Below are 23,326 nucleotides of genomic sequence, written 5' to 3'. Positions count from 1 at the left end.
TCGGATTTAAATCCGATGATTCAAACTTAAATAAGGACTTTTTAAACAGTGACCATGTGATGGATTAAACTCTGATTAAAGAGCTTTTTCCTCTCGCTTTTCCATGTGAGCGCTTTTCTTATCAAAGCAGCCGCTTTTTCTTTTTCCTCATCATTAGAAAGCAGCTTATCTAATATTTTTTCTTCTTCATGAGTGTAATTTAAATCGCCGTTAAAGATTTTCACTTTAACAATCAGCTCCAGGAAGGCCTCGTTTTTATTTAACTCATCTTCATTAAAACAGTTCTTGCCATCTGCAACAATCCCGAGGTTAAGGTCATAAAGACAGACCTTTCTAGTCCTTTTCGAAGCATCTTGAGATAAGAGAGAATCCAAATAAAGCGCTTGTCTAAAAAAGCGTGCGTCCGTCGACTGATCCCCCATAATGATCGAATAGGTCTTATGGCCATTGGCATCGGTGTCTTCAATGACGACCACTTCATGACAGGTTCTTTGCTCTTTTCCAAAAGGCGGCATATTAGGCAACTCTACAGAACTTTCTTGCCTTTTGAGAAAGTTATTGGTCATTAGTATCGACCCTGATTTGCTCCTTAATAAAGCAGATAACTTCGAAGCATCCTCAAAAGAGCCGCTTCTTACTACCTCGCTTGCTTCAAATAAAGGCACAGGAGATGAGCTTTTATTAAATAACACCCCTGTAACTTTTCCAATAAGAAGCGGTATAGATGCAATTAAAGCAAGGGATAGTGATAAGGCCGCTACAACGCTTCCGATGGCAAGAAGAGCTGCCAAATTAACAAGCCCTGCCGTTAGCATTATGGTTCCCTTAGCCAACCCGGATATTAATCCTCTCGGAGCTCCTAGTTTATTTGCAATAAACCGAATGGGCGCAAGTAGTGCAAGCGGCAACGATTTAAGGAATGAAAAGATACTTTTTACAAAGCGCGAAATATTGTAAAGCACCATGGAAGAAGGGTTTGCCCAGGTGCCGGCAAATGGGTCGAAAGAGTTGCCCCAAAGATCCGGCTTTCTCTTAAAAAGACCGTTTCTATCATAAACTAGAGTATCTTCTTCAACATTCATTTCTTGCTGGACTTGCTGTTGAATCTCGGATTCAGTGCCAAGTATCGTGTTTGAAATTTTCACTTTTTCCGGAAACTTTTCCTTTAAATCTAGAGCTTTTTGTTTATAGGACTCTAAAGCTTCTTTAAGGCTTGTTTTTTCATGAGCGGAAAGAGAGGTGAATTCATCTACCTGTTTAATTAATTGCTTTCTTTCAAGTTTTAGGGCCTTAAGAGTTCGAACTTCCTCTTGAGGGCTTCCATAAAGTTCAATCGCTGAAGTCGGGTTTTTCTCAACAAGAAATTTTCTAAAATCCCTATAGAGAGCGATGACTTGCCTAAATGATCCGGCATAAATGAGCTTGATCATCAACTTTAAGCGAATCTCATTTCTCATTTGCTGGCGAAAAGATCTATAAAGGTCATCAGATTCCCTCTCAGCTTGGTTTTTTAGAGAATGGTTCCTTAAATCAACAAAGGAAAGCTCATCTTTGGTGATTAGATTTTTAGCTTCTTTTGTAATCGCCCACTCAACGCTTTGACCTTTGGTCAGCTCGCGAAGCCTTCCCACCCCTTGAAGCATATCGTCTAGATCCACATGCCGATCATAGGTGCAAAGACCAATCGCTTGCGGGTACTGTCTAATATCCGCCCCAAACATGTGCTTGTTGTCGCAGTAAGTAAAGCGCTCTTTCGGTTTAAGCAAGCTTCTTTCAAAAGGAATAAGCTTAGTTCCGCCTTGAGGGTTAATTTCAAGAGACATTAACTCGTCGTCTTTGAAGAAAACGACCCCTTTTATCTCAGGATTGGTGCTTTTAAAATGCTCGAGAAGCTTAGAGGCTAGCTGTTCATTGCTGATCCCCTTGAAAAGGGAGCCGATATCAATAAGCATTCTGATAAGGGTCTCTTTAGGCAATAAGTCTTTAATGATTTCATCTAGAATTTGTCCGGGCTGATTCGCATTAAGTTCATGAATCGATTTATTATCTTTGCATTTTTGAGAAAGCGTATCTAAAACAAGCTCATCACTTCCTTTATCTGTTCTAAACTCGGCATCCGCTCCATAAATTTCTTTAGGGCCGGGTGTTGCGCTCATCGCTATAATATTTTTAAAGCAGCTTTTTAAGTTTTGAGGGTCGCTCTTTAATTTTTCCGGATACTGCTGGATAGAAGGAGCCACATGCTTTTTAATGTAATAAAAAATAAAGTCGTCATTTTTATTAATTTTTGACAGCCATTTATCAACATCGCTCTTTGTTAAGACAAAAAGTCCCGGCATTCCTTTAGGGAAGTACTTCTCAAAATCCCTATAGGCTTCTGTATCTTTTGGATCTTTTCGCTTTTGCTTGGCTTCATCAACGCCTGCTTTTTGCCAAGAGTCAATGGTACGCCATACTTGATCAAGACACAGCCTGCGGTTAAGATAAGTCTGATAGGTTTTATTAAGGGTTTCATGAGCATTATCATACTCTGAAAGCTCAACGCAAGAATCATTGGCGTCATAAGGCTTCGCATACTCAATGTCAGAGTTAAGTTTGCTTAAACCATAGTGAACTGCTGTCGACTTGGAGAGAGTTTCAACTAGTAAAAGGGTAAGCTCCCCTCTTAGAACTGCAATTTCTTCCTTTTTAGGATGGGCTGCAAGCCAAGGCGGCATGGCGCTTTCTTTTTCCGTCACATACTTGATATACGAATCTTTTTGTTCTTCAGTAATCACCATATAAGGCATTAAGGAAATCGCAAGCTTTTCTTTTTGCGCATGATCAAAAGTCTCTTTCTCAAGGAGGGATTGGAAATTTGTTAGATTAACCACTCCCTTAAATTCTCGAAGAAGTGTTTTATAAATCATCTCAATGGCTTCGACATGCTTTTCGCTAACAGGTTTCGGATCGCCCAAAGTAAAGTTAACCTCATGTCTTGGAGACAAATTGACGTGCCCTTCATCAATATGGGTTTCCGATGCCCTGAAAGTTTTTAAAAGCTCTTGGAAGCAATGAATGATCTCCTCTTCTTGGAGCTCATTTTTATCTATAAGCTCGAGCGCCTCTAAAAATTTAAGCTCGGCAGATTGAATGTTTTCAGGACGGGCATTGACTTGTCTTGTTTCTAGAGCGGCTTGTCTAAGCTCTCGAAGAGTAAAACGAATGTGGTCAAGTGTTAGAGGGCTATTACGGCCATATTCAAAACTATCCGATACCTGTCCAAAGCTTGGACCGACCTGGCCTTTGGTATCATTCGCATTAACCATATAAAGAGGAGACGGCCATAGGTTCACAATTAAGGGAGAGACACCTCTTCTTATCAGCTGCATAAGCTGTGCCAAAATTTTTGACTTTCCGCTGCCTGTGCCAAGCATAGCTATAAGCTGGAGGGCTTTTTCATCGCTATAATTAGCAAAGTCATTTAAAATAGCCACTTGCTTAGCTCTAAGCAAAAGGCCATTTTTTCCTTCGAAAGCAAGATAGAGCCTTTGCAGTTTTGTAGAGCCTTCTCCCAAGTACCCCCTTTGAATGGAAAGGTCTTCAGCAAGTCTATGAATGGCAAGTTCTCTTTCGCCATTCATGTCTTTGGAATCTTTGAGTTTTTCAAGGTTCTCAAGACAATTGGCCCCTTGCGCCACCCTTGATTTCAACGCCAAATAAGTCCCCATTTCAAGATCCAGGTCTTTCGGCAATTTCCCCATAAGGAATAAATTTACCCCTCCATCAAGGGTCACTTTAGGGATTTCTTTACCAAGTAGGGCTAAGTGTCTAAAAGCTCCCTCTTCATTAGAAAGGGTATTGAGAGCTTTTAAAAGCCTCTCTTCTCTTTTTTTAAGATCTTTCTTAAAGCTTTTGATTGTCCCTTCCAGAGTCTTTTGCAAAGTATCCAAGGACGTTTTATTTCTAAGTTTATAAAAAACCTCTTCTTTTGGTTTAGTCGCATAGTAAGCTTCCATCATCTTTTTAACTTCAGCGCTTCTCGCTTTGACAAGAGGATTTTCTTCCAACTCATCAAATTCAAGGGGCGGCGGTGAACATTGGAAGTCCTTTTTGAAAAACTTTCTTATAAGCTTTTCAAAATAAGGGTCTATAGCCCCTTTATCCAAATCCCTAATGGCAGGTGGCAAAGGCTCTTGACTAATAGTTAAGGAAAGCTTCAAAAAGTCTTGAAGAGTTGGTATTTCATTATGAAGAATTTCTTCAGCTTCATTTCCTGTTGAAAAAAGAACTGCGTTAAAAAGAGCGCCTAAATTAGCAAAATTAAAAATACTATTGCCGCCCCGATCTGTTAATTTAACAAGCCTTTGAAATAGCGCTTCTTTTTTCTTGTCAAAATCATCTTTTTTCTGCCAGTAATCAGTTTTATTTCGATCATAAACAAACTCTTTGTAGGCAAGAAGTTCACTTACGGGAGGAAAGCTGCTCGGACTATCCCTTAAAGCTTTTAATAAATTAAAAAAGGCTTTTTGGCTTGAACCCTCTTCTTTTAGAAGGAGGCTTGAGCCTTCCATCAACTTAAGAAGTTTGTGAAGACGCTCTTTATCTTCAGTCGATCCCGACTTTAATATTCCATAGAAAGTCGAAAACCAAACTCTAAAATCTTCTCTTGAGAGCGATAGAGGTTTATTGAACTGGTGTAAAGGTTTTGTAGGCTCTGCTATAAGACTAAAAAAGTCACCTCTATAAACATCGCTTAATAGAGCTTCTTTTTTAGGCTCTAGAGACTGCATCTGATTTTGCAAATCTATTTCTTCAAGTTCGTTTTCCTTGCCGGCAAGTTCACGAAGACGAGATTGCAAAGTTGGAAAAATCTTTAATTGCTGATTCTTTAAGATATCTTTTATAAAAGCCGGGATCTCAAAATCATCGAGCTTTTGTAATTGCTTTTTAAACTCGGCAAGGAGGGTTCTGAGAATGTTTTTTTCTTCTTGAACGGTTAAAAAGCAGTGAGTCTCGTTATTTTTGTTGGCAACATAGTTTTGATAACTTGTTAAAAGCGCTAGAACTTCTTCTTTTTTAGGTTCTTGAATATCGTTAGAAGCGTGTTTTTTTCTATTGATTTCTCCCATATTAACAAGACGAAGAAGTAGGGCCTTTGCTGAAGGATGACCATCTTTTGCAAGCGTCATCGTAATATTTTTGATAAGCTCTTGTTCATTCTCTGTATATCTTGAAAGGCTGTGGGATTGGTTTAGATAATAAGAAGCTTTACTATATTTTTTATTCAAGACCATAAGATAAACGGCGTAAAGACCTTCATGAGCGGAAACAGCTTTTAATCTATCACCCTTTGCAGTTTCTTCAACATCATAGCAAAGGTATTTATTGGTCCCAGTCTCGTGAATTTGAATAGGGCTAAAGGATTGTTCAAAACCAAGCGCCTTAAAGACCCTGCTCTTTTCAGGGATCAAAAACTTTTTCTGACCACTTGCATTTTCTAATACCAGCGCATAAGGCATGAACTCATACGGCTTGCAATTTTGATTGGAAGAAACAAAAAAGCCTGGGATATCTTCAGAAAAAGCCCTTGTCACACCGTCTACTGTCCTAACATTAAAACCGAGTTTTAAACTAGAAAACTCAAAGCGCGCTAGCTGATTTTTTACTTTTGGACTCGCGTAAAACCGTGTGTTTTTTAACGGTTCAAATCTTGTAAAGTCAGGAGCTATAGTTTTTGAGGGTTCAATAAGTTCAAGGTCTTCCTTCGTGATCTTTGTCATATTGAAAACATCAGAAGACCCTTCATAATGGAGGTAAAAAACTTCCCCGTTCTTTTTCTCAACCCTAAAGTGACCTTCTTTATTATCCCTAAAACCCAGGGATTTGGAAAAAAAACCTCGAGTGCTTTGCTGGGGTTTTACGTGGCTCCAGATAATATCATCCGGTTCTAAAAGCTCGCATGGAAGGGTCTCATTAATATGTAAAAGCTTTGAGGTTTCAATAGATAAATAAGTGACTCCCTCTATCTCTCTTTCAATCAAGATCCCATTATCATTTTTGTTTACCCAAACCTTTGAAGTTTTTTCACCTTCATGAATTACAAAATAAGGACTTTCCTTTGAGTAGCTAGAGTGCTTGCGCTTCTCTGAATTTTTATTGTAGCTAACGCCAGTAATCCCTTTAAAAATGGTCTTAAAGAGATTATTATCCGCAATCTTATTTGGAAGATAGGTTAAGAGCTCATCATTTTCATAGATGCACCCTGCTTGAAAGTCAATTTTTAGACCTTGGCTTGGGTCTTCATAGATGGCAGCATCGCCTAATTTCGACCAATTCGCATTTTTCTCTATAAAACGTTCTATGATCGCGTTTAAAATCTCATCTCGTTTTGAATTGGATTTGTTCAGATAGTCAAATAGGGAATCTTTCATGAGAAGCAAAAGATTTTTCGACTCTACAGGGTAGGGGTATTTGTTGCTGAGGGTGGGCAAAATTAAAGAGGTCAGCAAGTCGATTGCAAGCGTATTCGCCTCCTCTCCCCCGTATTTTAACTTAGCTAAAAGATCTTTAGTTGAAAAGAGAGCATGGAGATTGGCAAGCTGCATATAAACTTCGGATTTTTCGACAAACGAATCCGCAAGGGGTAAAATTTCTTCTAAAAGCTCTTCTCGATAGTCTCTTAAAAAGTTAAGGTTTTCAATCCCTACTTCTGTAAAGCGGGGGCCATGCTTAGAATGGCAGTTTTTTACCTCTTCTGCTACCGTAGCAGCTAGATTAACAAAGAATAACGCCGCTTTCAGATTTTTCTTGGTTTTAAAGAAATCAATTTTCTGATGAAGAAAATGAATGACCTTTTTAGCAACTCTCGGGTCATGAAAAAAAGTGGTATTAAGCCTTCCGGGCCTAAAAAAGTGGCAAGCGAAAAGCGCTCTATTTTTCTCATCTTCAAAAAAACCGGGTAGATTATTCTCTGCATGCGCAATAGCTCTAACCACTTCATCCGGTCCGGAAACTGAAATAAGGGCCATTTCCCGTTCAGCTTCCTTAATAAAGTCATACATAAGAGAATTTTGATCCCTTGTGGAGAAGGAATCCTGAATATTTTTTCTTAACTCTCTATCTCCAGTCCACTCGGGATTGCTATAGCCGCTCACGAAACCTGCATCAATTTTTAATGTAAAGCTTGTATAGACCTCATCCCGGTATTTAGTTACTGTTTTTTTATAGAAGAATTCTTCAGCAATTCTGTCGGGAGAGGTTGTAATTGATTTAGAGAATTCAGAAGCGAAAAATATTTGCCTAAAATAATGATAGCTTCTTGGAAGAAGGCGAGGTTTGTCCTGCAAGCGATCGCTTAATAACGCGTGCATTTTTTCTTCTAAGGACGCATTTTGAAGCCCGGCTTTCTTTAGGTTTGCAATGACAATAGGGTTGCTTAACGCTTTTCTTAAGAATCGGCTATAGGCGTTATCCACTTTTTCAAAGTCACTCACTTGAGTGACGTCATGAACTCCATAGTCTTTTGGTATAAAAAGAGATTTTTTCAAGTTTTCAGTAAAAACTGTCGTATCAACAGGAGCCGTTAAATCATATTGATCATTGCAGTAAGATCGAATTTTCTCGATCCGCTCTCTTGCAGTTGGACTTATAAGCAAAACTTGAGGGTTTTGATAAAACTCAATGAAAGATTCAACCGGAACCCTTTCTTGATTTATATTTAAATCATTTTTTTTGAAGCATAATCTTTGAGAAATCGCAAATAGAGCATGAAGTTCAACTTGAGCCTCGGCCGTTAACGTTTTACCATCTGTAGTCTGAGTCGAAAGAAAAATTCTTGAAATTTTGTAAAGGGCTTCTAAGCAGTCATCTATTTCCTCATCCGGCATTTCCCAAAAAGCATCGGCCTTGCTTGGTATTGGAAGGGAGCGTACAGTCGCAATCAAAGCTTGCAATACCACTTCAACCTGTTCTTGAGTCGGGTTGGAAAGTAAAATTGTCTGAAAAGTGTTGTATTGCTTTAAAAGAAAATCTTTTACATCCGATGAAGAAGTTAAATTAACTTCGGATGTTTTCAATATTTTTTTTACACTTAAAGACGGACAACTTGCTTTTCGGGGGCGATCCACAAAATCGTAAGGGGGAACCGGCTCTTTAAATGTAAAAGCTGAAGAAGCAGATCTTGAGTCTTTGTAGCTATAATCATATTTTTCAGCTCTTTTGCCCAAGGATTTTTTTGCTAACCCTTTTGCGCTTTTAAGACCCTCTTTAATATGAATTAGAGTCGCTTCCGTCCTTTGCAGGGTCTGTTTGGTTAGAACTCCTTCTTTAAAGAGCTTTCTTGCTGATCTTGCCTGTTTTTCGGCAATTTCTTTAATAAAAATAGCCTGGCTCTTGCAAAAATGGCTCGTTGAAAAGTCATAACAGGCATCTCTTAAACTATTTGCCGTATAGAAAAATTTAATCCTTTTATAGGTTTTAAGACCTTCCTCAAAAGAAGTCCCCTTCCTTATGCAGTCTTGCCTTAAGCTTGTAAAAAGAGCCTTCATTAAAGAAGTTGTCTCAGACTTTTGCTTTCCCTGATAAAATTCAGGAAAATTTCTAGGGTCGATTTTTCTAGGCTCGGATCCTTTTAAATAGGGAAAGAGGCCTTTATAAATATTGTCAGCGTGGGTGGTTTTATAATACCAATCAAAGGAAAGCTGCATCTCCAAAAGTGATTCGATAAATTCATTTTGGCAAATATCTACTTCGAGAATATTTTCTTTAGTTAAATGCGTTTGAAATTTTGCTTTGCCATGAAAGACAAACCCCGGGTGGTTTTCTATTCCTTCTCCCGTGTTAACCACAGTAAAAGCAAACTTGCCGTTTTTTTGCTTCTCGATGACATAGATCATTTCTTGGGTCATCTTATCAGTCTTAAATCCTCCGGGAAGCCAAAGGGACTGACCGGGTTTTAGAGCTTTTAAGTCTGCAATCGTTTGTTTAGTTAAGTTTTTTAGTTTTGTATTATTGTGTACATCCCTCTTTAGATCGGAAATCAGATCCACATAGCGCTGAAATTGTTCAATATTTGAGAAATCGTAAGCTTCGTCGCTTTCTTGATCCCCCAAATTTTTTAAGGCAGCCTTTAAACAGCTAGTAAATCGGCTAATCTGCTCAGAAGGGGTTGGACAAAAACCCATCTCCAAGTCGCGAATTAGAAAATCCGCCGATTCTAAGGCAAATAATTTCTTATCATAAGTTGCAAAGCTTTCGCCGGGAGTATATTTTATTTCGGAAAGCGATTCTATTTCGGAATCTTGGACTCTAGGAGTTGGATCATTACTTAAGAGGAATTTTTTCTTAGCGGGCTCCATTGAAAGGGGTGTTGGGAAATTGTTTGAAGAAATGAAGCCATCGAACTGCATAAAATTCCTAAAGTTAGAAAAAAATGGATTAATAGTAAACTATATGAATATAAAAAAAATCAAATAATAATCCCTTTTTATTAAGAAATTATAAAACTGGAATGGAATAATGGATTTCAAAAATATTTCTTTTACAATACTAACTAAAAATTCCGAAAAAACAATCAAGGCAACTCTTGAAAGTTTGCAAGACTTTGAGGAAGTGCTGATCTATGACAACGGTTCGACGGATGAAACGATAAAAATCGCCAAAACTTATAATAACACTAAAGTTTTTGAAGGCGTCTTTGAGGGGTTTGGGAAAACTCATAATACTGCAAGCTCCCTTGCAAAAAACGACTGGATTTTCTCAATTGATAGCGATGAAATCTTGTCGCCCGGCTTAATCCAGGAATTACTCAGACTTAAATTAGAAGAAAATACCGTTTACGCGGTATCCAGAAAAAATTTTTATAACGGAAAGTGGATCCATTCCTGCGGCTGGCATCCCGATTTTCAATACAGGCTCTATAATCGAAGAAAAACTTGTTTTACTAACGCCGAGGTTCATGAGCAAATAAAAGTAAACCTTGCCCAAATAAAGTACTTAAGCCAGCCCCTTTTTCATACCTCCTACCAGAACCTGTCTGACTTTCTTAGCAAAATGCAGCATTACTCTGAGCTTTTCGCTAAAGAAAATGCAGGAAGAAAGAGAAGCTCCCCTTGGAAGGCTCTTTTGCATGGCTCTTTTGCCTTTTTTAAAAGCTATTTTTTAAAAAATGGTGTGACAAATGGTTATGAGGGCTTTGTCATCTCTTCTTATAACGGAATAACGGCCTTTTACAAGTACTTAAAACTTTTTGAAAAAAATCAATCCCTTAAGGAAGCTTCTAAAAAAAGCGTTTTAAGCAAAGATTAATTCGTTTAAATGGCTTTGAGTAAATTGATTTCTTCTTTCCGGCTTCCAAACAAGCGATTTTTTAATAATGGCAGCGGCTTGTTTTTTTACAGTCTCATCTTCTAGCATTTTATAGAGGACCTTTTCCTCTTCAAGGCTATAGTTGACATCTCCATTAAAAATTTTAGTTTTTACGATAAGTTCTAGAAAACCGTTATCTCTTCTTAGCTCTTCTTCATCTATAAAATTTTTGCTATCTGCGACAACGCCAAGCCTTAAATCATAAAGAAAGACTTTTCGAGTCCTCTTATTTGCTTCTTCTGCAGTCGTTGTAAGAGCATCTTTCATGAGCTCTTTTCTAAAGAATCTAGCATCGGTTGATTGATCCCCTAAAATAACGGTATAGGCTTTAACTCCATTTTGGTTCGTATCTTGAACCACAATCACCTCATGGCAAATCCTTTGATCCTTACCTAAAACTTCCATGATCGGTTTATCGGCATTCGGCTCAATAAGGGTGACAAAATTATTGGTCATAAGAATCTTATGATTTTTGGTGCCTTTCATAAGTTCCTTTGAGACTTCCAACTCTTTTGAAACGCCAAGGACTTTTTCAGCTTCGAAAAGAGGGACTGAATAATTCGCTAAAGATACCCTTCTAAAGGTATGCCCGGTAAGATTCAGGATAGCGACCCCTCCAGCTAACGCAAGAGCTGGCAGAGCAATTGTCGCGGCAAAAACTAAAAATGCCGCCGCATTTATGCAAGCTGCGATGATATAGATAGGGATCTTAGCAAGCTTCATTAAACCTCTAGAGCCGCTTAAATCTTCAACCATCGCTGCAATTGGCGAAAACGATTCAAAAACAACCGTTTTTAAGAAAGAAAAGATGTTGCCAATAAATCTTGCTATATTAAAAGTCACGGAAGTCGTTTTTGTCCAATTACTATTATAAAGGTCAAAAGAATTCCATCTATAAGACCGTCTCTTGACTCTGCCGGTATTAGTTGCAGTCACATTTTCGATGAAGGCTTCCATCTCAAGAGAAATCTCATCTTGAATTTCGTTTTCTGTTTCTAATAAGGAAGCTCCAAGCTTAACTTTAGAGGGTAGTCTGGATTCAAGTTCAATTATTTTTTGTTTATATGCCTTAAGAGATTTACATAAGTATTCTTTTTCATCCGGACTAAAGGAGTTTATTCCTAAAGCAATTTCCTTGAGCTTTTTTCTTTCTATCGTTAAAGCAAAGAGGGCGCTAACCTCTTCTTGAGCCCCTCCATAAAGCTCAAGGCCTGTAGTCGGTTTTTTTTCTACTAAAAAGCTTCTAAAATCATTATATAAGGCTATCACCTCTTTTTCATCTTCAGCATAGATAAGCTTTAAGATCATAAGATTTCGAATTTCGTTTTTCATCTGTTGTTTTAAAGATCGAAAGAGATCATCTGCTTCTTTTTCGGCTTGATTTTTTATAGATAGATTTCTTAAATCCACGAAAGTTAAAGGTTTTTCACTTATGACATCCTTAACTTCCTTTGTTAAAACCCACTCGACACTTTGATTTTGAGTAAGCTCTCGAAGCCTTCCGACTCCTTGGAGCATTAAATCTAAATCGACATCGCGATCATAAGTGCAAAGACCGATCGCTTCAGGGTCTTGTTTTATGTCAGAGCCAAAGACATGCTTATTGTCACAATAAGTAAAGCGCTCATTAAGTTTTAATTGACTTCTCTCAATGTGAAGACATTGGATATGACCCTTAGCATCCTTTTCAAGGGACATTAAATGATCCTCATGGAAGAAAACAACCCCTTTAAAACTAAGCTGATTCTTCTCAAAATGATCAAGAAGCTTAATGGCAAACTCTTTATTTCCAATTCCCTTAAAAAGAGAGCCCATGTCAATGATCATTCGGATCGGAGTATTTGGAGGAAGAAGCTTCCTAAGAAGCTCTTCCAAAATATCCCTCGGCTGGCTTGAATCTAAAACATGAATTGTTGATGGGTCCGCGCATTTCCTTGACAAGGTGTCTAAAATAAGCTCGTCACTACCTTTATCGGGTCTATAAACAACCTCCTTGCCATAAATTTCTTTAGCTCCGGGCGTTGCGCTCATGCCAATGACAGATCCAAAGCAGCTCTTAAGATTCTGAGCATCGCTTTTAAATTTTTCTTTATATTGCACGATAGTGGGTGCTACGACCTTCCTCACGTAGTAAAAAATTAATTCGTTATTTTTATTAATTTTAGCTAAATGGGTTTTTACATCTTCTTTCGTTAAGGAAAATAAGCGCGGAACTTTTTTAGGAAAGATTTCCTCAAATTCAGCATAAGCGGCTGTTTCTTTTGGATCAGAGCCTCTTTTCCTTGCTTGATCAAGACCCTGTTTTTGTAGTGACGCCACGAGTTTCCATATTTGATCCTCTGTCAATCTTCGGCAAAGGTAATATTGATAGGTTTTATTTAAGGTCTCATGGGGATTGTCATATTCAGCAGTTTCTACGCATGCATCATTCCCTTCATAAGGCTTTATATACTCAATAGTAGGATCGATTTTGCTTAAGCCATAATTAACAGAAGTTGCTTTAGAGAGAGTTTCAGCAAGTAAGAAAGTAATTTCTCCTCTAACTGTTGTGATTTCTTCTCGTTTTGGATGTAGAGACAGCCAATCCGGATCTTCGCACTCTCTTTTTGTCACGTAATTAAGGTACGATTCTTTCTCTTCCTCTTTGATTTCAAGATACCTCGCTAAGGATTCCGCTAATTTTAACTTTACTTCCTGGGTAAAGTCTTCTTTTTTAAGAAGAGCTTTAAAACTATTAAGTTTAACAAGTTCGTTAAAATGCTCTATCAGGGTTCTATAAACCATTTCAATGGCATTGACATGGTTAGCATCAATAGATTCCGGCTCGCCGATGGTAAAGTTTAATTCTTTTTTAGGTGAGGAAGTAATATGCGTTTCGTCCATATGGGCTTCAGACGCTCTAAAAGTTTTTAAAATTTCTTGGAAAAGATTTATGACCCCTTCTTCTTTTAATTTTTCTTTAGAGTAAAGGTCTAAAATTTCTAAAAACTTAAGCTCAAAGCTTTGTATATCGTTTGACTTGGTGTTTAACTGTCTTGCTTGAGAAGGGGCTTCCCTAAGCTCTCTTAACATAAAACGAAGCCGTTCTTTGGATGTATTAATGCTTCTATCAAACTCAAAAGTATCAGCTCTTTGCCCGTTGCTTTTTTCAACTTGAGACTTTGTATCAAGCGTATTTACATTGTAAAGAGGCGAAGGCCATAAATTTAATACAAGAGGTGTCATCTCTCTTCTTAATAACTGCATAAGCTGTGCTAAAATCTTGGATTTACCGCTTCCTGTTCCAAGCATCGCGATGAGCTCTTTTGCTTCATTTTTATACTCAGCAAAATAATTTAAAATATCTACTTGTTTAGGTCTTAATAAAAGACCGTTTTTCGCTTCAAATACAAGATAGAGCCTTTCTAGTTTGTGATGCTTTAAAGAATTGTAGGCTCTTTTCTGAGAAAGGCCTTGAGCAAGCCCATGAAGAGCAAGCTCCTTTTCATTTAGAGACTCTTCGGATTTAGCAATTTTTTGTGCGGCTTTTAGACAGGCTTCTGCTTGGGCATGCCTTGCTTTCATAGCAAGATAGATCCCCATTTCTTTATCTAATTCAGGAGGCAATTTCCCTAGGATATAAAGAGTCATTCCATCCTCTAAAGTCACTTTAGGAACTTCTTTTCCAAGAACATGCAAATGCCGATACGCACATTCATCTATAGATAACGTGTTAAGGCCTTTTGTTAACAAATCTTCTTTTTGTTTCAACTTACGTCTATATTTAACTACAAGCCCGCCTAATTTTTTTTCTAATTTTTCTAAAGAAGCGCCGCTTTTTAAAGTGTAAAGAACTTGATTATCTTTTTTTGCTGCATAGTAAACGTCCATTCGATGCTTCAGCTCTTCAGACTTAGTTTTTGTCAGTTCATCCTCTCCAAAAGGATCAAATGAAAAAGACTCTTGAGGCGCTACTCTATCTTGATCAAAGAAATTTTTCACATACTTATCAAAGATAGGGTCTATCACTTCTGTATCGATATCAAAAGCGCTTTCTTTAATCTCAGCGGGGCTGACTTTAAAAGAAAGCTCAAGAAATTCTTCAAGCTTTGGTACTTCGTTAATTAAAGTTTCCAAGTCATCAGTTTTTTTCAAAGTGGAAACGGCGTTTACTAAAGATTGTTTTTTCGGTCCTGGTAAATGTTTAGAAAGAGCATCCAGTTTCATTAAAAAGCTATCACCGTTGCTTTTCCCAGCCCATTTTTGACAGGGATCTAAACCGTTATATTCAATAAACTCCTTTATCTGTGAAAGAGGAGGAAATTTTGAGGGATAGTCTCGAACTTGTTTCAAAAAGTAAAAAAAATGAAAATGCTTTTCATGTTTTTTAGAGCAAAAAGAAGATCCTTCCATGAGAGTTAAAATCTTGGAAACCTTATTTGCTTTCTCAACATTTTCTTTGGTGTTATTTTGGTATGCTTCAACCAAAATATTATAAAAAGTGGGAACCCAAGTCCTAAATTCACTCCCGGATATGGTTAAAGTCTCATTGAAGTCTTCCAAAGGTTTAAGGTAATTCCCAAACACTTTAAAAAAGTCTCCTTTAATTTTCGAAAAGGAACCTTTTACAGGTGTATTTAAATATTGAGAAAAAAGCTCAATGTTTGGGTCTGAAAAAGGCTCTTCTGCCCTTGTTGTGAGTTCGCGCAATCTAGATTTTAGACAGGATACAATCCCAATTATGCCTTTCAAAATTTTTCCGGAATCAGCCATCTTACTATGACTATCAAAAAAGAGCCTAAGAAGCGATTTCTCCTCGCTTAAGCTTAATCTGCAAGCAGTTTCATTTCGCCTGAGCTTTAGCCATTCTGAATAGCAGCTTCCAACTTCTAAAAGATCCTCCTGACTTATTTTCCCAAGATCATTAGGAGTATATTTTTGAGTATTTTCTCGTTGAATCAAAAATATTCTTAAATATAAAACTCTGGCGCTCGGATGACCATCACTCTTAAGCTTACTCAAAAAGGTTTTTATTAACTCCAATTCTTCTTTCGTATAAGCTTTTACAGTTAAGGCTTTGTTTATATAATAAAGGGATTGCCCGTAATGTTTTTGTAATGCCATTAAATAGGCCGCATAAAGGGCATCATAACTGCTTAAAGGCTTTAATCGATCTCCGGAAGAAGTGGTTTCAATATCATAAGCTAAGGCTCTTGTCCCTTTTTCAGAAGGCAATTCTAAGATGTCAAAAGGCTTTCCTTTCACAGCTCTAAAGTCTCTTTTATTGTTTGGGAGGATAAATTTTCTCTGTCCTTCAGAATTTTCTAATATGAGTCCTAAATTAGAGAGGCCGCAAAAACTTTTGTTTTGATCCGGAGCAATATAAAAACCTGGAAATTCTTTAGAGAATGCAAATCTTTGACCCTTTACATCCCTCACATCAAAGCTAAGGTTTAGTCTCAGGTATTCTATTTGCTTTAAATGGCCATTTTTTGGGTTTACTAAACATAAAATTTGACTCAAGTTTTCTATACCCATCTTATTCAAAACGGGAAAGTGATACGCATCGACTATTTGATAAGGAGAATCATTTCTTGTGATACCTGTTACATTGAAAGTTTTTTCACTATCTTCGGTAAAGTGGATAAGGAAAAAATCCCCATTTTTTCTCTCAATCCTAAAATAACCCTTACCATCCTTAAGAGAGGATTTCCAAACCACATCCTCTTCATCAAGAATATCAACTTTAAGGACGTCACGTAATTTTTGTTTTAATTCCTTAGCATTTACTGAAATACACTTTCTGTTATCGATTGTTTTATAAATAATTATGTCTTTGACTCTTCCTTTTTGAATTTCTAAAAAAACCTTAGACTCTTCCTTACCCTCATAGATGATAAAATTACTAATAACTCCCTTCTGATCGCTATATGGGACAATGTCCGTCACATTTTTGAATACTTTAAGAAAAAGAGGGTGTTCGGAAACAGCTCTTGGAATAGGAAACAAAAAACGATTGTTATTTATAAGATAGCCTGTTGAAAAATCTATTTTTAATAAACCATTATTTGCAGAAAAACAAGTATCTGAAAGAGGATTCCAATCGTGTTCGCCCTCTATAAACCGATTTAGCAGCTTATTTAAGATTGAATCTTTTTTATCAGAGTTAAGAAACTCAAAAAGCCTTTTTTCCAATATAATTTGAGCCTTTTCAGAATCAACCGTGAAAGGGTACGCACTTTGGTCTTCAGGTAAAATTCTTTCAGTCAATAGGTCTAAAGCAAGCAATTCCTTTGTTTCTTCATCTAAAGTTCCTGCTAAAAACGCTTCAATAACTTCACTATTGGAACCCCTTATGTAAGCAATTTGACGATAGACTTCAATTTTCGCCTCAAGCGTTTTAGATAGAGGCAAGACATGATTTTGCAACTCATCTCTGTAGTCTCTAATGAACATTAAGTTTTTTAAACCAAGTTCCTCAAAGCGATTTCTATGTGTTTTGAAAAGGTGGTAAATATGGGGTGTTATAGCCGAAGCTAAATTTACAAAAAATAAAACTGCCTCAATATTATTTTTACTCTTAAAGTAATCAATTTTTTGATGAAGAAAATTAAAAATTTTTACAGCCACTCTAGGATCACTTGTGATCGCATTTTTAAGCCTAAGAGGTCTAAAAAAGTGACTTGCTAAACGAGCTCTTTTAGCTTCATTTTCATATTCAGAAATAGGAAGGGTTTCGTAAAAATCTATTGCTCTTATGATCTCATCGGGTCCGGAAACTGAGATAAGGCCTTCTTCTTGCTGGGCTTCCATTTCTCTTTGAAACATGAGTTTATTTTGAGATAAGCCGGCAAATTCTAGTTTGTTAGAAGGAATTAGCTCGATATTATGAAAAGACCATTTTTCAGCTCTTTTAGATTCAATCCTTTTGGGAGTATTATTATCCCCTTTCATTTTACAATAGTAGTATTTTCCTCGCTGGATGAACTCCATAAATTCTCCTGCGGAAGCTTTAGAGTTAGGAACCCTAAGTTCTGTAGCCAAGAAAATCTGTCTTAGATAGTGATGGCTCTTTGGTAAAAGCCTATCCATATCGTTTATCTCTAACCGATCTTCATGCAGTTTTTTAATTTTTTTCTTTTCAGGTAAAGAATCAAGCCGGTGTTTTTTTAACTGTCTTTGTATTCCAGAGTCGCTTAAACATTTTTTTAAGTATTTTCCATACTTATTCTGCTGCAAATCGCTACGCCAAAAACCATTGGCTAGTTCCCCTTGGTAATACTTGTCAGTAAAATAAAAAAGCGAATTTTTATAGGAAGCTGCAAAATTTCTTTCAGTTTTAGTTAAATCATAAGGGTTTTTTCGACATTCTAAAATTTCTTGTAAACGATCATGTGCCAGAGGGTCCTTTAAATGGACGCCGGCTTTTTGATAAAAGACAATTAAACCTTCGATTGGAAGGACTTCTTTACTTATGTTTAGGTCATTTTTTTTAAAGCATAAAAATTCGGCTATTGCAGTCAATGCATGCAATTCTAAATACGCCTCTGGAGATAGTCCCTCTTTTAAGCAGGTTGAAACAGATAAAAATAGGCGGCTTATTTTATAGAGTGATTCTAAACAAGTTTCTATCTTTTCATCGGGTAGACTATCCCAATAAGGTTTATTTTTATTAGGAATGGGCAAGCTTTTGGTAAGCTTAATTAAAATCTCTTGAAGTAATTTTGAATCCTTTTCATTTGCCCGTTTTAACAACCCCTCTAAAACATCGGTTGCATTTTTTAGGTAGACATCTACGCTATTAATGGGAGGCGCTTCTTGAATCTCTATAAGAAGATTCGCTCTATCCAACTTAAGTGTGGCTTCTGAGGACTTATTGTTTGTAGCCAAACTGCTAAAACTAGGCTGATTTAAGCAATTGAAAGTTTCTATAATAGGTCTTGGTAAAACGTCTGCAAATTGAATGGGAGGCTTAGAAGTTGCTTTTTTCTCTAATTTTTTTCTTTCTTCAAGCCTTCTATTGATTTCTGTAATTAGATTCTCTATTTCCTTTAATTCATGAGAACTAATAAGCCCTTTGTTAAAGAGTTTAAGAGCGGCTCTCGCTTGATTTTGAGCCAAATTTTTTATGAGAGTAGGTTTCGTTCTTAAGCGTTCATTAAAATTTACATTAAGTCTAGATTTCGTCCTTAAGTGTTCATTAAGGTTTACTACAAAGTAATCATAACAGGCGTCTAAGAGGGCGTTATTTTTATAATGAAATTTAATTGTTTTATAAAAATTAAGTCCTTCTTCTTTAGTTGGAAATCCGGTAAGGCATTTTTGCCTTAAGCTTGCAAAAAGAGATTTAAAAGTACAAGTGCCTGCGTTTTGCGAAGTCTCAAAAAATTCAGGGAAAAGATTAAAATCTAATTTCTCAACAGTTCCTCTTAAAGACGAGAAAATTCCTTGGTAGATATTTTTTTCTGAGGCTTCATTTTTAATTTTCCAAATAGGGTAAATTTGAGGCTCGATTAGACTAGAAATAAAATCATTATTTAAAAGGTCCGCTTCCTCTATATCCCTTTTTTTTAGATGGGTTTGATAATACCTTTTTCCATTTTTAAAATAACTTGGATGGTTTTCTAAACCAGCCCCGGTATTTACGATTGTAAAGCTGAATTTCCCATTATTTTGCCTTTCAACGATATAAATCATTGCGTGACCCGGGCGTCCATACCATCCTCCGGGAAAGTAAAAGGATTCACCTTTTTGTAAATCCGCAAATCTATCGGAAAGCTTATCAACTAATTTCTTGTAATTTTTTAAACTATAAGAAAGAGCTACATCCTCTAATTCTAAACTAACCTCTTTTATTTGATTCAAGCATTGCAAATTAAAAGAAGGAACGGTGTTGCCTCTTCTTGCCAATTGTTCAAATACGCTTTCTAATACGTTTGAAAATCTATCAATCGCTTTATGAAAACTCGTACCCTCTAGGGAAGTATCCTTTATAAGAGAATCACTTGTTTCGTTGGCAAAAAGCTTTAAATCAAAGGTTTCAAAACTCTTTGGCTTGTCGTTAAAGGAGACTTCCTCTCTTTCAATGCGAGCCGGGGCGTCTTCTTTAAGAGCCTCCTCATTTCGCTTATATAAATCCGTTGGAAAAAATGAAGGGGACCCTTTAGGAAGAGCACGAGCATCAAAAAACATAAAAACCTTAATAATTTATTAATTTTTAATTTAATAGTTTATCAAATTTTTCTATTTTTTGTAACAATTCTCTATTTAACTTAAAAAATTAATTAATTCTTAATAAAACTTAACAGAACTTTGCGATGTCCTGAAGAAAAGGGTAGTAAGGTTAGTTTTTCAATTTTTTCAAAAACATAATCTTTTGGAAGCTTTTCATAGCTTTTTAAGGTGAAAACTTGGGGGAAAAGAGTGACTTGATGGACGGTAAAAGAATGCTTTTCCTTGGGGAGTACTTTTTTAAAGGCAGCTTTAAAAAAGTACGTGTCTTGAACATACTTTTCAATTTTTGAAGGCAACGTTTCACCTTCAAAGTAGGGAAACTCATAAAGACCGCTCATTATTTCTCCTTCCTTGCAGCGTCGAATGAGAAGGTAGTCTTGCCAAATGAAAAGAAGAGGATGCCTTACAAGCCTTACACTCTTTAATTTCTTCACCTTTACCGGAAAACTTTCTTCACGCCCTTCTCTTCTTGATTGACATCCCGTTTGAAGAGGACAGAGAAGGCATCTAGGTTTTTTCTGGCAAATGGTGGCTCCAAGCTCGATCAGCGCTTCAACAAGAACCTCCGGCTCTTTATCGGGGAGGATATCAAAAGCGAGTTTCTGAAATTTTTTTTGAGTAGTGCCCTTGGAAATATCCTCCTCTATGGCAAAAAAACGGGAAAGGACTCGAAGAGTATTGCCGTCAACTGCGGCGGCTTTCTTTTTAAAGGCGAAGGAGAGGATCGCACCCAATGTATACTCCCCTATTCCTTTAATTTTACAAAGCTCTTCACGAGTATTCGGAAGCTCTCCCCTATAGGCCTCAACTAATAGCTTAGCTCCCTGATGTAAATTACGAGCTCGCGAGTAATACCCAAGCCCCTCCCACTCCTTGATCACTTCTTGCTCGCTTGCATCCGCAAGAGCCTTTGGATTTGGAAACCTCTTCATCCACCGGTTAAAGTAAGGAATTACAGTTATCGCTTGCGTCTGCTGCAGCATCACCTCGGATACCCAAACGGAATACGGGCTCATATTTTCTCTCCAGGGGAGATCTCGCTTATGAGTCTTAAACCATTGAATGAGGGAACTTACGGGAAAAGAATAGGGCATGTCTGGCACGTTTTTTGCTTGATATCTTGATATTAGGAAACAAAACTAAACAAAGTTATAAATCATGGTTGCTAAATCGCTTGCTATTAGAAAATTAAAACATGAGCTCTCTTTTTTAGAAATAGAACTTCGTGAACTTTATCTTCTTTTATTAAAAAAAAATAAGGCTTTAAAGGGAAATGATCTGGAAGAGCTTCACAAAATTCAAACCGAAGAGTCCTCTGTTAGGGAAAATCTTAGGGCCAGACTTAGAGAAGCCGCTTTTCTTTTTATTGAGCTGCTTTATTTTAAACTAAGCGATAAGGCCGAAGGGAAACACTTAAATATTACAGATCTTCTTCATCTTTTACAAAACCCCCTCCTGGAAGAGGATTTTTTAGGAAATTTAGAAAAACCGATCCGCCTATTCAAAGAAAGAATAGATATCATGGAAGCTTGGAATCAAGAGCTTGCCTTAGAAAAAAATATCCCCATTCAATAATTAAGCCATTTGCCCGATGATCGGCAATCAAGGGGTTTTCTTTTGCATAGACTCTAAAATGGGGTCAAGTTCCCTGATAAGGGTTTTAGCTCGATGATCCCAAGTGTGGGCGCGCATGACAGAGTCTCTTCCTTTATGAACGATTTCCTCTCTTTTTTTATGATTGGAAAGGTATTCATTAACAAGGTCATTGACGGTTTCAAAATCCTTATAGGGATATAGAATTAAATCCTTGCCGGATTGAAAGTTGTTCCTTAAGAATTCATTGGAGTCTGTGATCACAAGCGCTTCTGAGGCCATGCTGGATAAAACACGCTCATGAGACCCGTTTCTAATCCAAGGAGATGCATTTAAAATTATTTTACTCTGCTTAAAGATATCAAGCGCTTGTACATAGGGAACAGGTTCATGAACCTGAATATTAGGAAGATTCCCTCCAAGATAATCACTCCATGATTTAGCATCGCCCGGCGACCCAAAGAGATGAACCTTGGCATCCTTGATAGACTTTATTAGATCGACCCGGCTTTTACCTTTTATATACATTTCCATGTCATCAAGAATGGAGATAAAATCAATTTTGCTTGGATCGATAGCTCCTTTTAATTCCATTTGCCGATCTAAGCTATTAACAAGGGCTTGGACATACCACACATCATCTCCAAGCAAGGTCTCTTCAATGGCTTCATCTATGGCATCCCGTATCACTTTAGGAAATCTTTCTTTCCATCTCGTTCTGATATCTTCATAGTCAACAAGCGAAGTTAAAATAGTGACATCATAAGTCCGGTTAGCCTCAAGATCCGGGCTGAGCTCTCTTTCCACTCCATGCGGGACGAAAATCACATTCCGGCATTTGATGCCTCTAAAAAAATCGCGCGAATATTGATCTGTTGTGACAACTATCGTGTTAGGGCTTTGAACGAGAGGAAAAAATTGGTTTTGGGAGTCTACAAGATAAGCCACATGGGGAATTCCGATAAGATCGCAGAAAAAACGCCCCTCATCATCCGGTAACAGCCCATTAAAAGAGAGAGTGCAATCCGGCTTTCTCGTAAATATTTTTTCAAGAAAGGGCTTTGGATTATTCCACTCAGCTTCCAAGACCTCTGTATCCACCCCCTGCCTTACTAAAGCTTCGGCAAGCTTTAAGGTGAAGTGGTGCAATACCCCATATTGGCTTCTTGGCGGCATGAAAAGATCAATCTTTTTAACCATATTATGTCCCTGTATGACTTATTGTCACTCTGCCTTTGGAAAGGGTTATTTTTCAACCCTTTCTCCAAGCAAAACTTTTTTTAGTCTTTTAGACTTCCTTCCGATTTTCAAAAAGAAGTCTATTGCATGGAAATCCAACCGCGCTTCCCTCTTAATTTTTGCGATTTCCGCCCTCTCTTATCTTCATTTTTCTGAGATTTTTTTTCGAGAGGCTCAATTTTTTTTGAAGGGGTCACAATGGTATTGATATGGTTTACAAGCTCGTTTGTCTTTTCAATTAATTGCTCTTGATATTTTTCAGGCATTTTATACATATCTTGAAGCATAGAAGCAAAAGGCTCAGGGATTTGATCTTTAAATTTAAGCAACTGGTCAATCTTGGAATCTAGGTCTTCCCTTAATTTTTTTGCCCTCTCTAAAATTTTTGCTATATCCTCATCAGGCTTAAGCTCTTCTTGCTGAACTTGGGGCAAAACATCAGGCTTAAGCTCTTCTTGAGATTCTTCCGGCTTTTTTCTATCGCTTGTTGCTTTTTTTTTGCGTAAGAGATCTTTTTTACGCTGTTTATCAGCGATTTTTTTGGCTTCATCAAAAATATTTGGCTTATTTTCGTCTTCCACTAAAGCCTCGGGTTCCTCGAAAAGATTTGAGAATGATAAAGGACATAAGAATTCTTAAGCTTAAACCATAAAGCAGCCTTCTCTAATTATAAATAATTTCTTTAAAATCTTCAATTACCCTTCTCTTTTGCTCTCCTATTTTGCCCAAAAAAAGGAGTATTTTTTTCTTTAAGGTAAGTTTTAAATAAGGATTTGAAATTAATAACTATCAGCTGTATAGTTCTTTACGCAAGGTTAAAAAAAAATCAAGAAATTACTCAATGGCGTATTCTTTAGAGAAATTTCTTTTCTTTGATTTATTTTGACCCATTACAATCAATTTGGGGAAACGCGTGGGAAGCCATAAAGCTGCT

The 23,326-nt window shown here is 37.1% G+C and carries 7 protein-coding genes; 2 read left to right on the top strand and 5 right to left on the bottom strand.

Annotated features, from left to right (window positions below):
- Positions 1–41: 41 nt before the first annotated feature.
- Positions 42–9,389: a DUF3638 domain-containing protein gene (locus CSEC_RS08585; protein WP_041018036.1), complete on the bottom strand. Its 9,348-nt coding sequence runs from the start codon at positions 9,387–9,389 to the stop codon at positions 42–44.
- Positions 9,390–9,498: 109 nt separating this feature from the next.
- Between CSEC_RS08585 and CSEC_RS08580 the strand changes: the two genes are divergently transcribed.
- Entirely contained in the window at positions 9,499–10,287 is a 789-nt protein-coding gene (locus tag CSEC_RS08580) for a glycosyltransferase family 2 protein (RefSeq protein WP_041018035.1), read from the top strand.
- On the opposite strand, the gene CSEC_RS08575 is transcribed toward CSEC_RS08580, so the two are convergent.
- On the bottom strand, positions 10,273–19,518 hold the full coding sequence (locus CSEC_RS08575) for a DUF3638 domain-containing protein (protein ID WP_041018034.1): 9,246 nt from the start codon (positions 19,516–19,518) through the stop codon (positions 10,273–10,275). The two genes, CSEC_RS08580 and CSEC_RS08575, sit on opposite strands and share 15 nt — an antisense overlap.
- A 92-nt stretch (positions 19,519–19,610) precedes the next feature.
- On the bottom strand, positions 19,611–20,654 hold the full coding sequence (gene mutY / locus CSEC_RS08570) for an A/G-specific adenine glycosylase (RefSeq protein ID WP_041018033.1): 1,044 nt from the start codon (positions 20,652–20,654) through the stop codon (positions 19,611–19,613).
- A gap of 64 nt (positions 20,655–20,718) precedes the next feature.
- Between mutY and CSEC_RS08565 the strand changes: the two genes are divergently transcribed.
- Positions 20,719–21,135 (top strand): hypothetical protein, encoded by a 417-nt coding sequence (locus CSEC_RS08565; protein WP_041018032.1) that lies wholly within the window; start codon positions 20,719–20,721, stop codon positions 21,133–21,135.
- A gap of 27 nt (positions 21,136–21,162) precedes the next feature.
- Here CSEC_RS08565 and CSEC_RS08560 read toward each other — a convergent pair whose 3' ends face one another.
- The gene (locus CSEC_RS08560; protein ID WP_053331934.1) at positions 21,163–22,353 is read right to left on the bottom strand and encodes a glycosyltransferase family protein; all 1,191 of its coding nucleotides are present in this window, start codon (positions 22,351–22,353) and stop codon (positions 21,163–21,165) included.
- 119 nt (positions 22,354–22,472) lie between these two features.
- On the bottom strand, positions 22,473–22,973 hold the full coding sequence (locus tag CSEC_RS08555) for a hypothetical protein (RefSeq protein WP_041018031.1): 501 nt from the start codon (positions 22,971–22,973) through the stop codon (positions 22,473–22,475).
- Between the last annotated feature and the right edge of the window lie 353 nt (positions 22,974–23,326).

This window comes from Criblamydia sequanensis CRIB-18 (genome assembly GCF_000750955.1).
Classification (GTDB): domain Bacteria; phylum Chlamydiota; class Chlamydiia; order Chlamydiales; family Criblamydiaceae; genus Criblamydia; species Criblamydia sequanensis.
The sequence above is the reverse complement of the archived record's forward strand: the minus strand, read 5'-3'. Positions and strand labels throughout refer to the sequence as shown.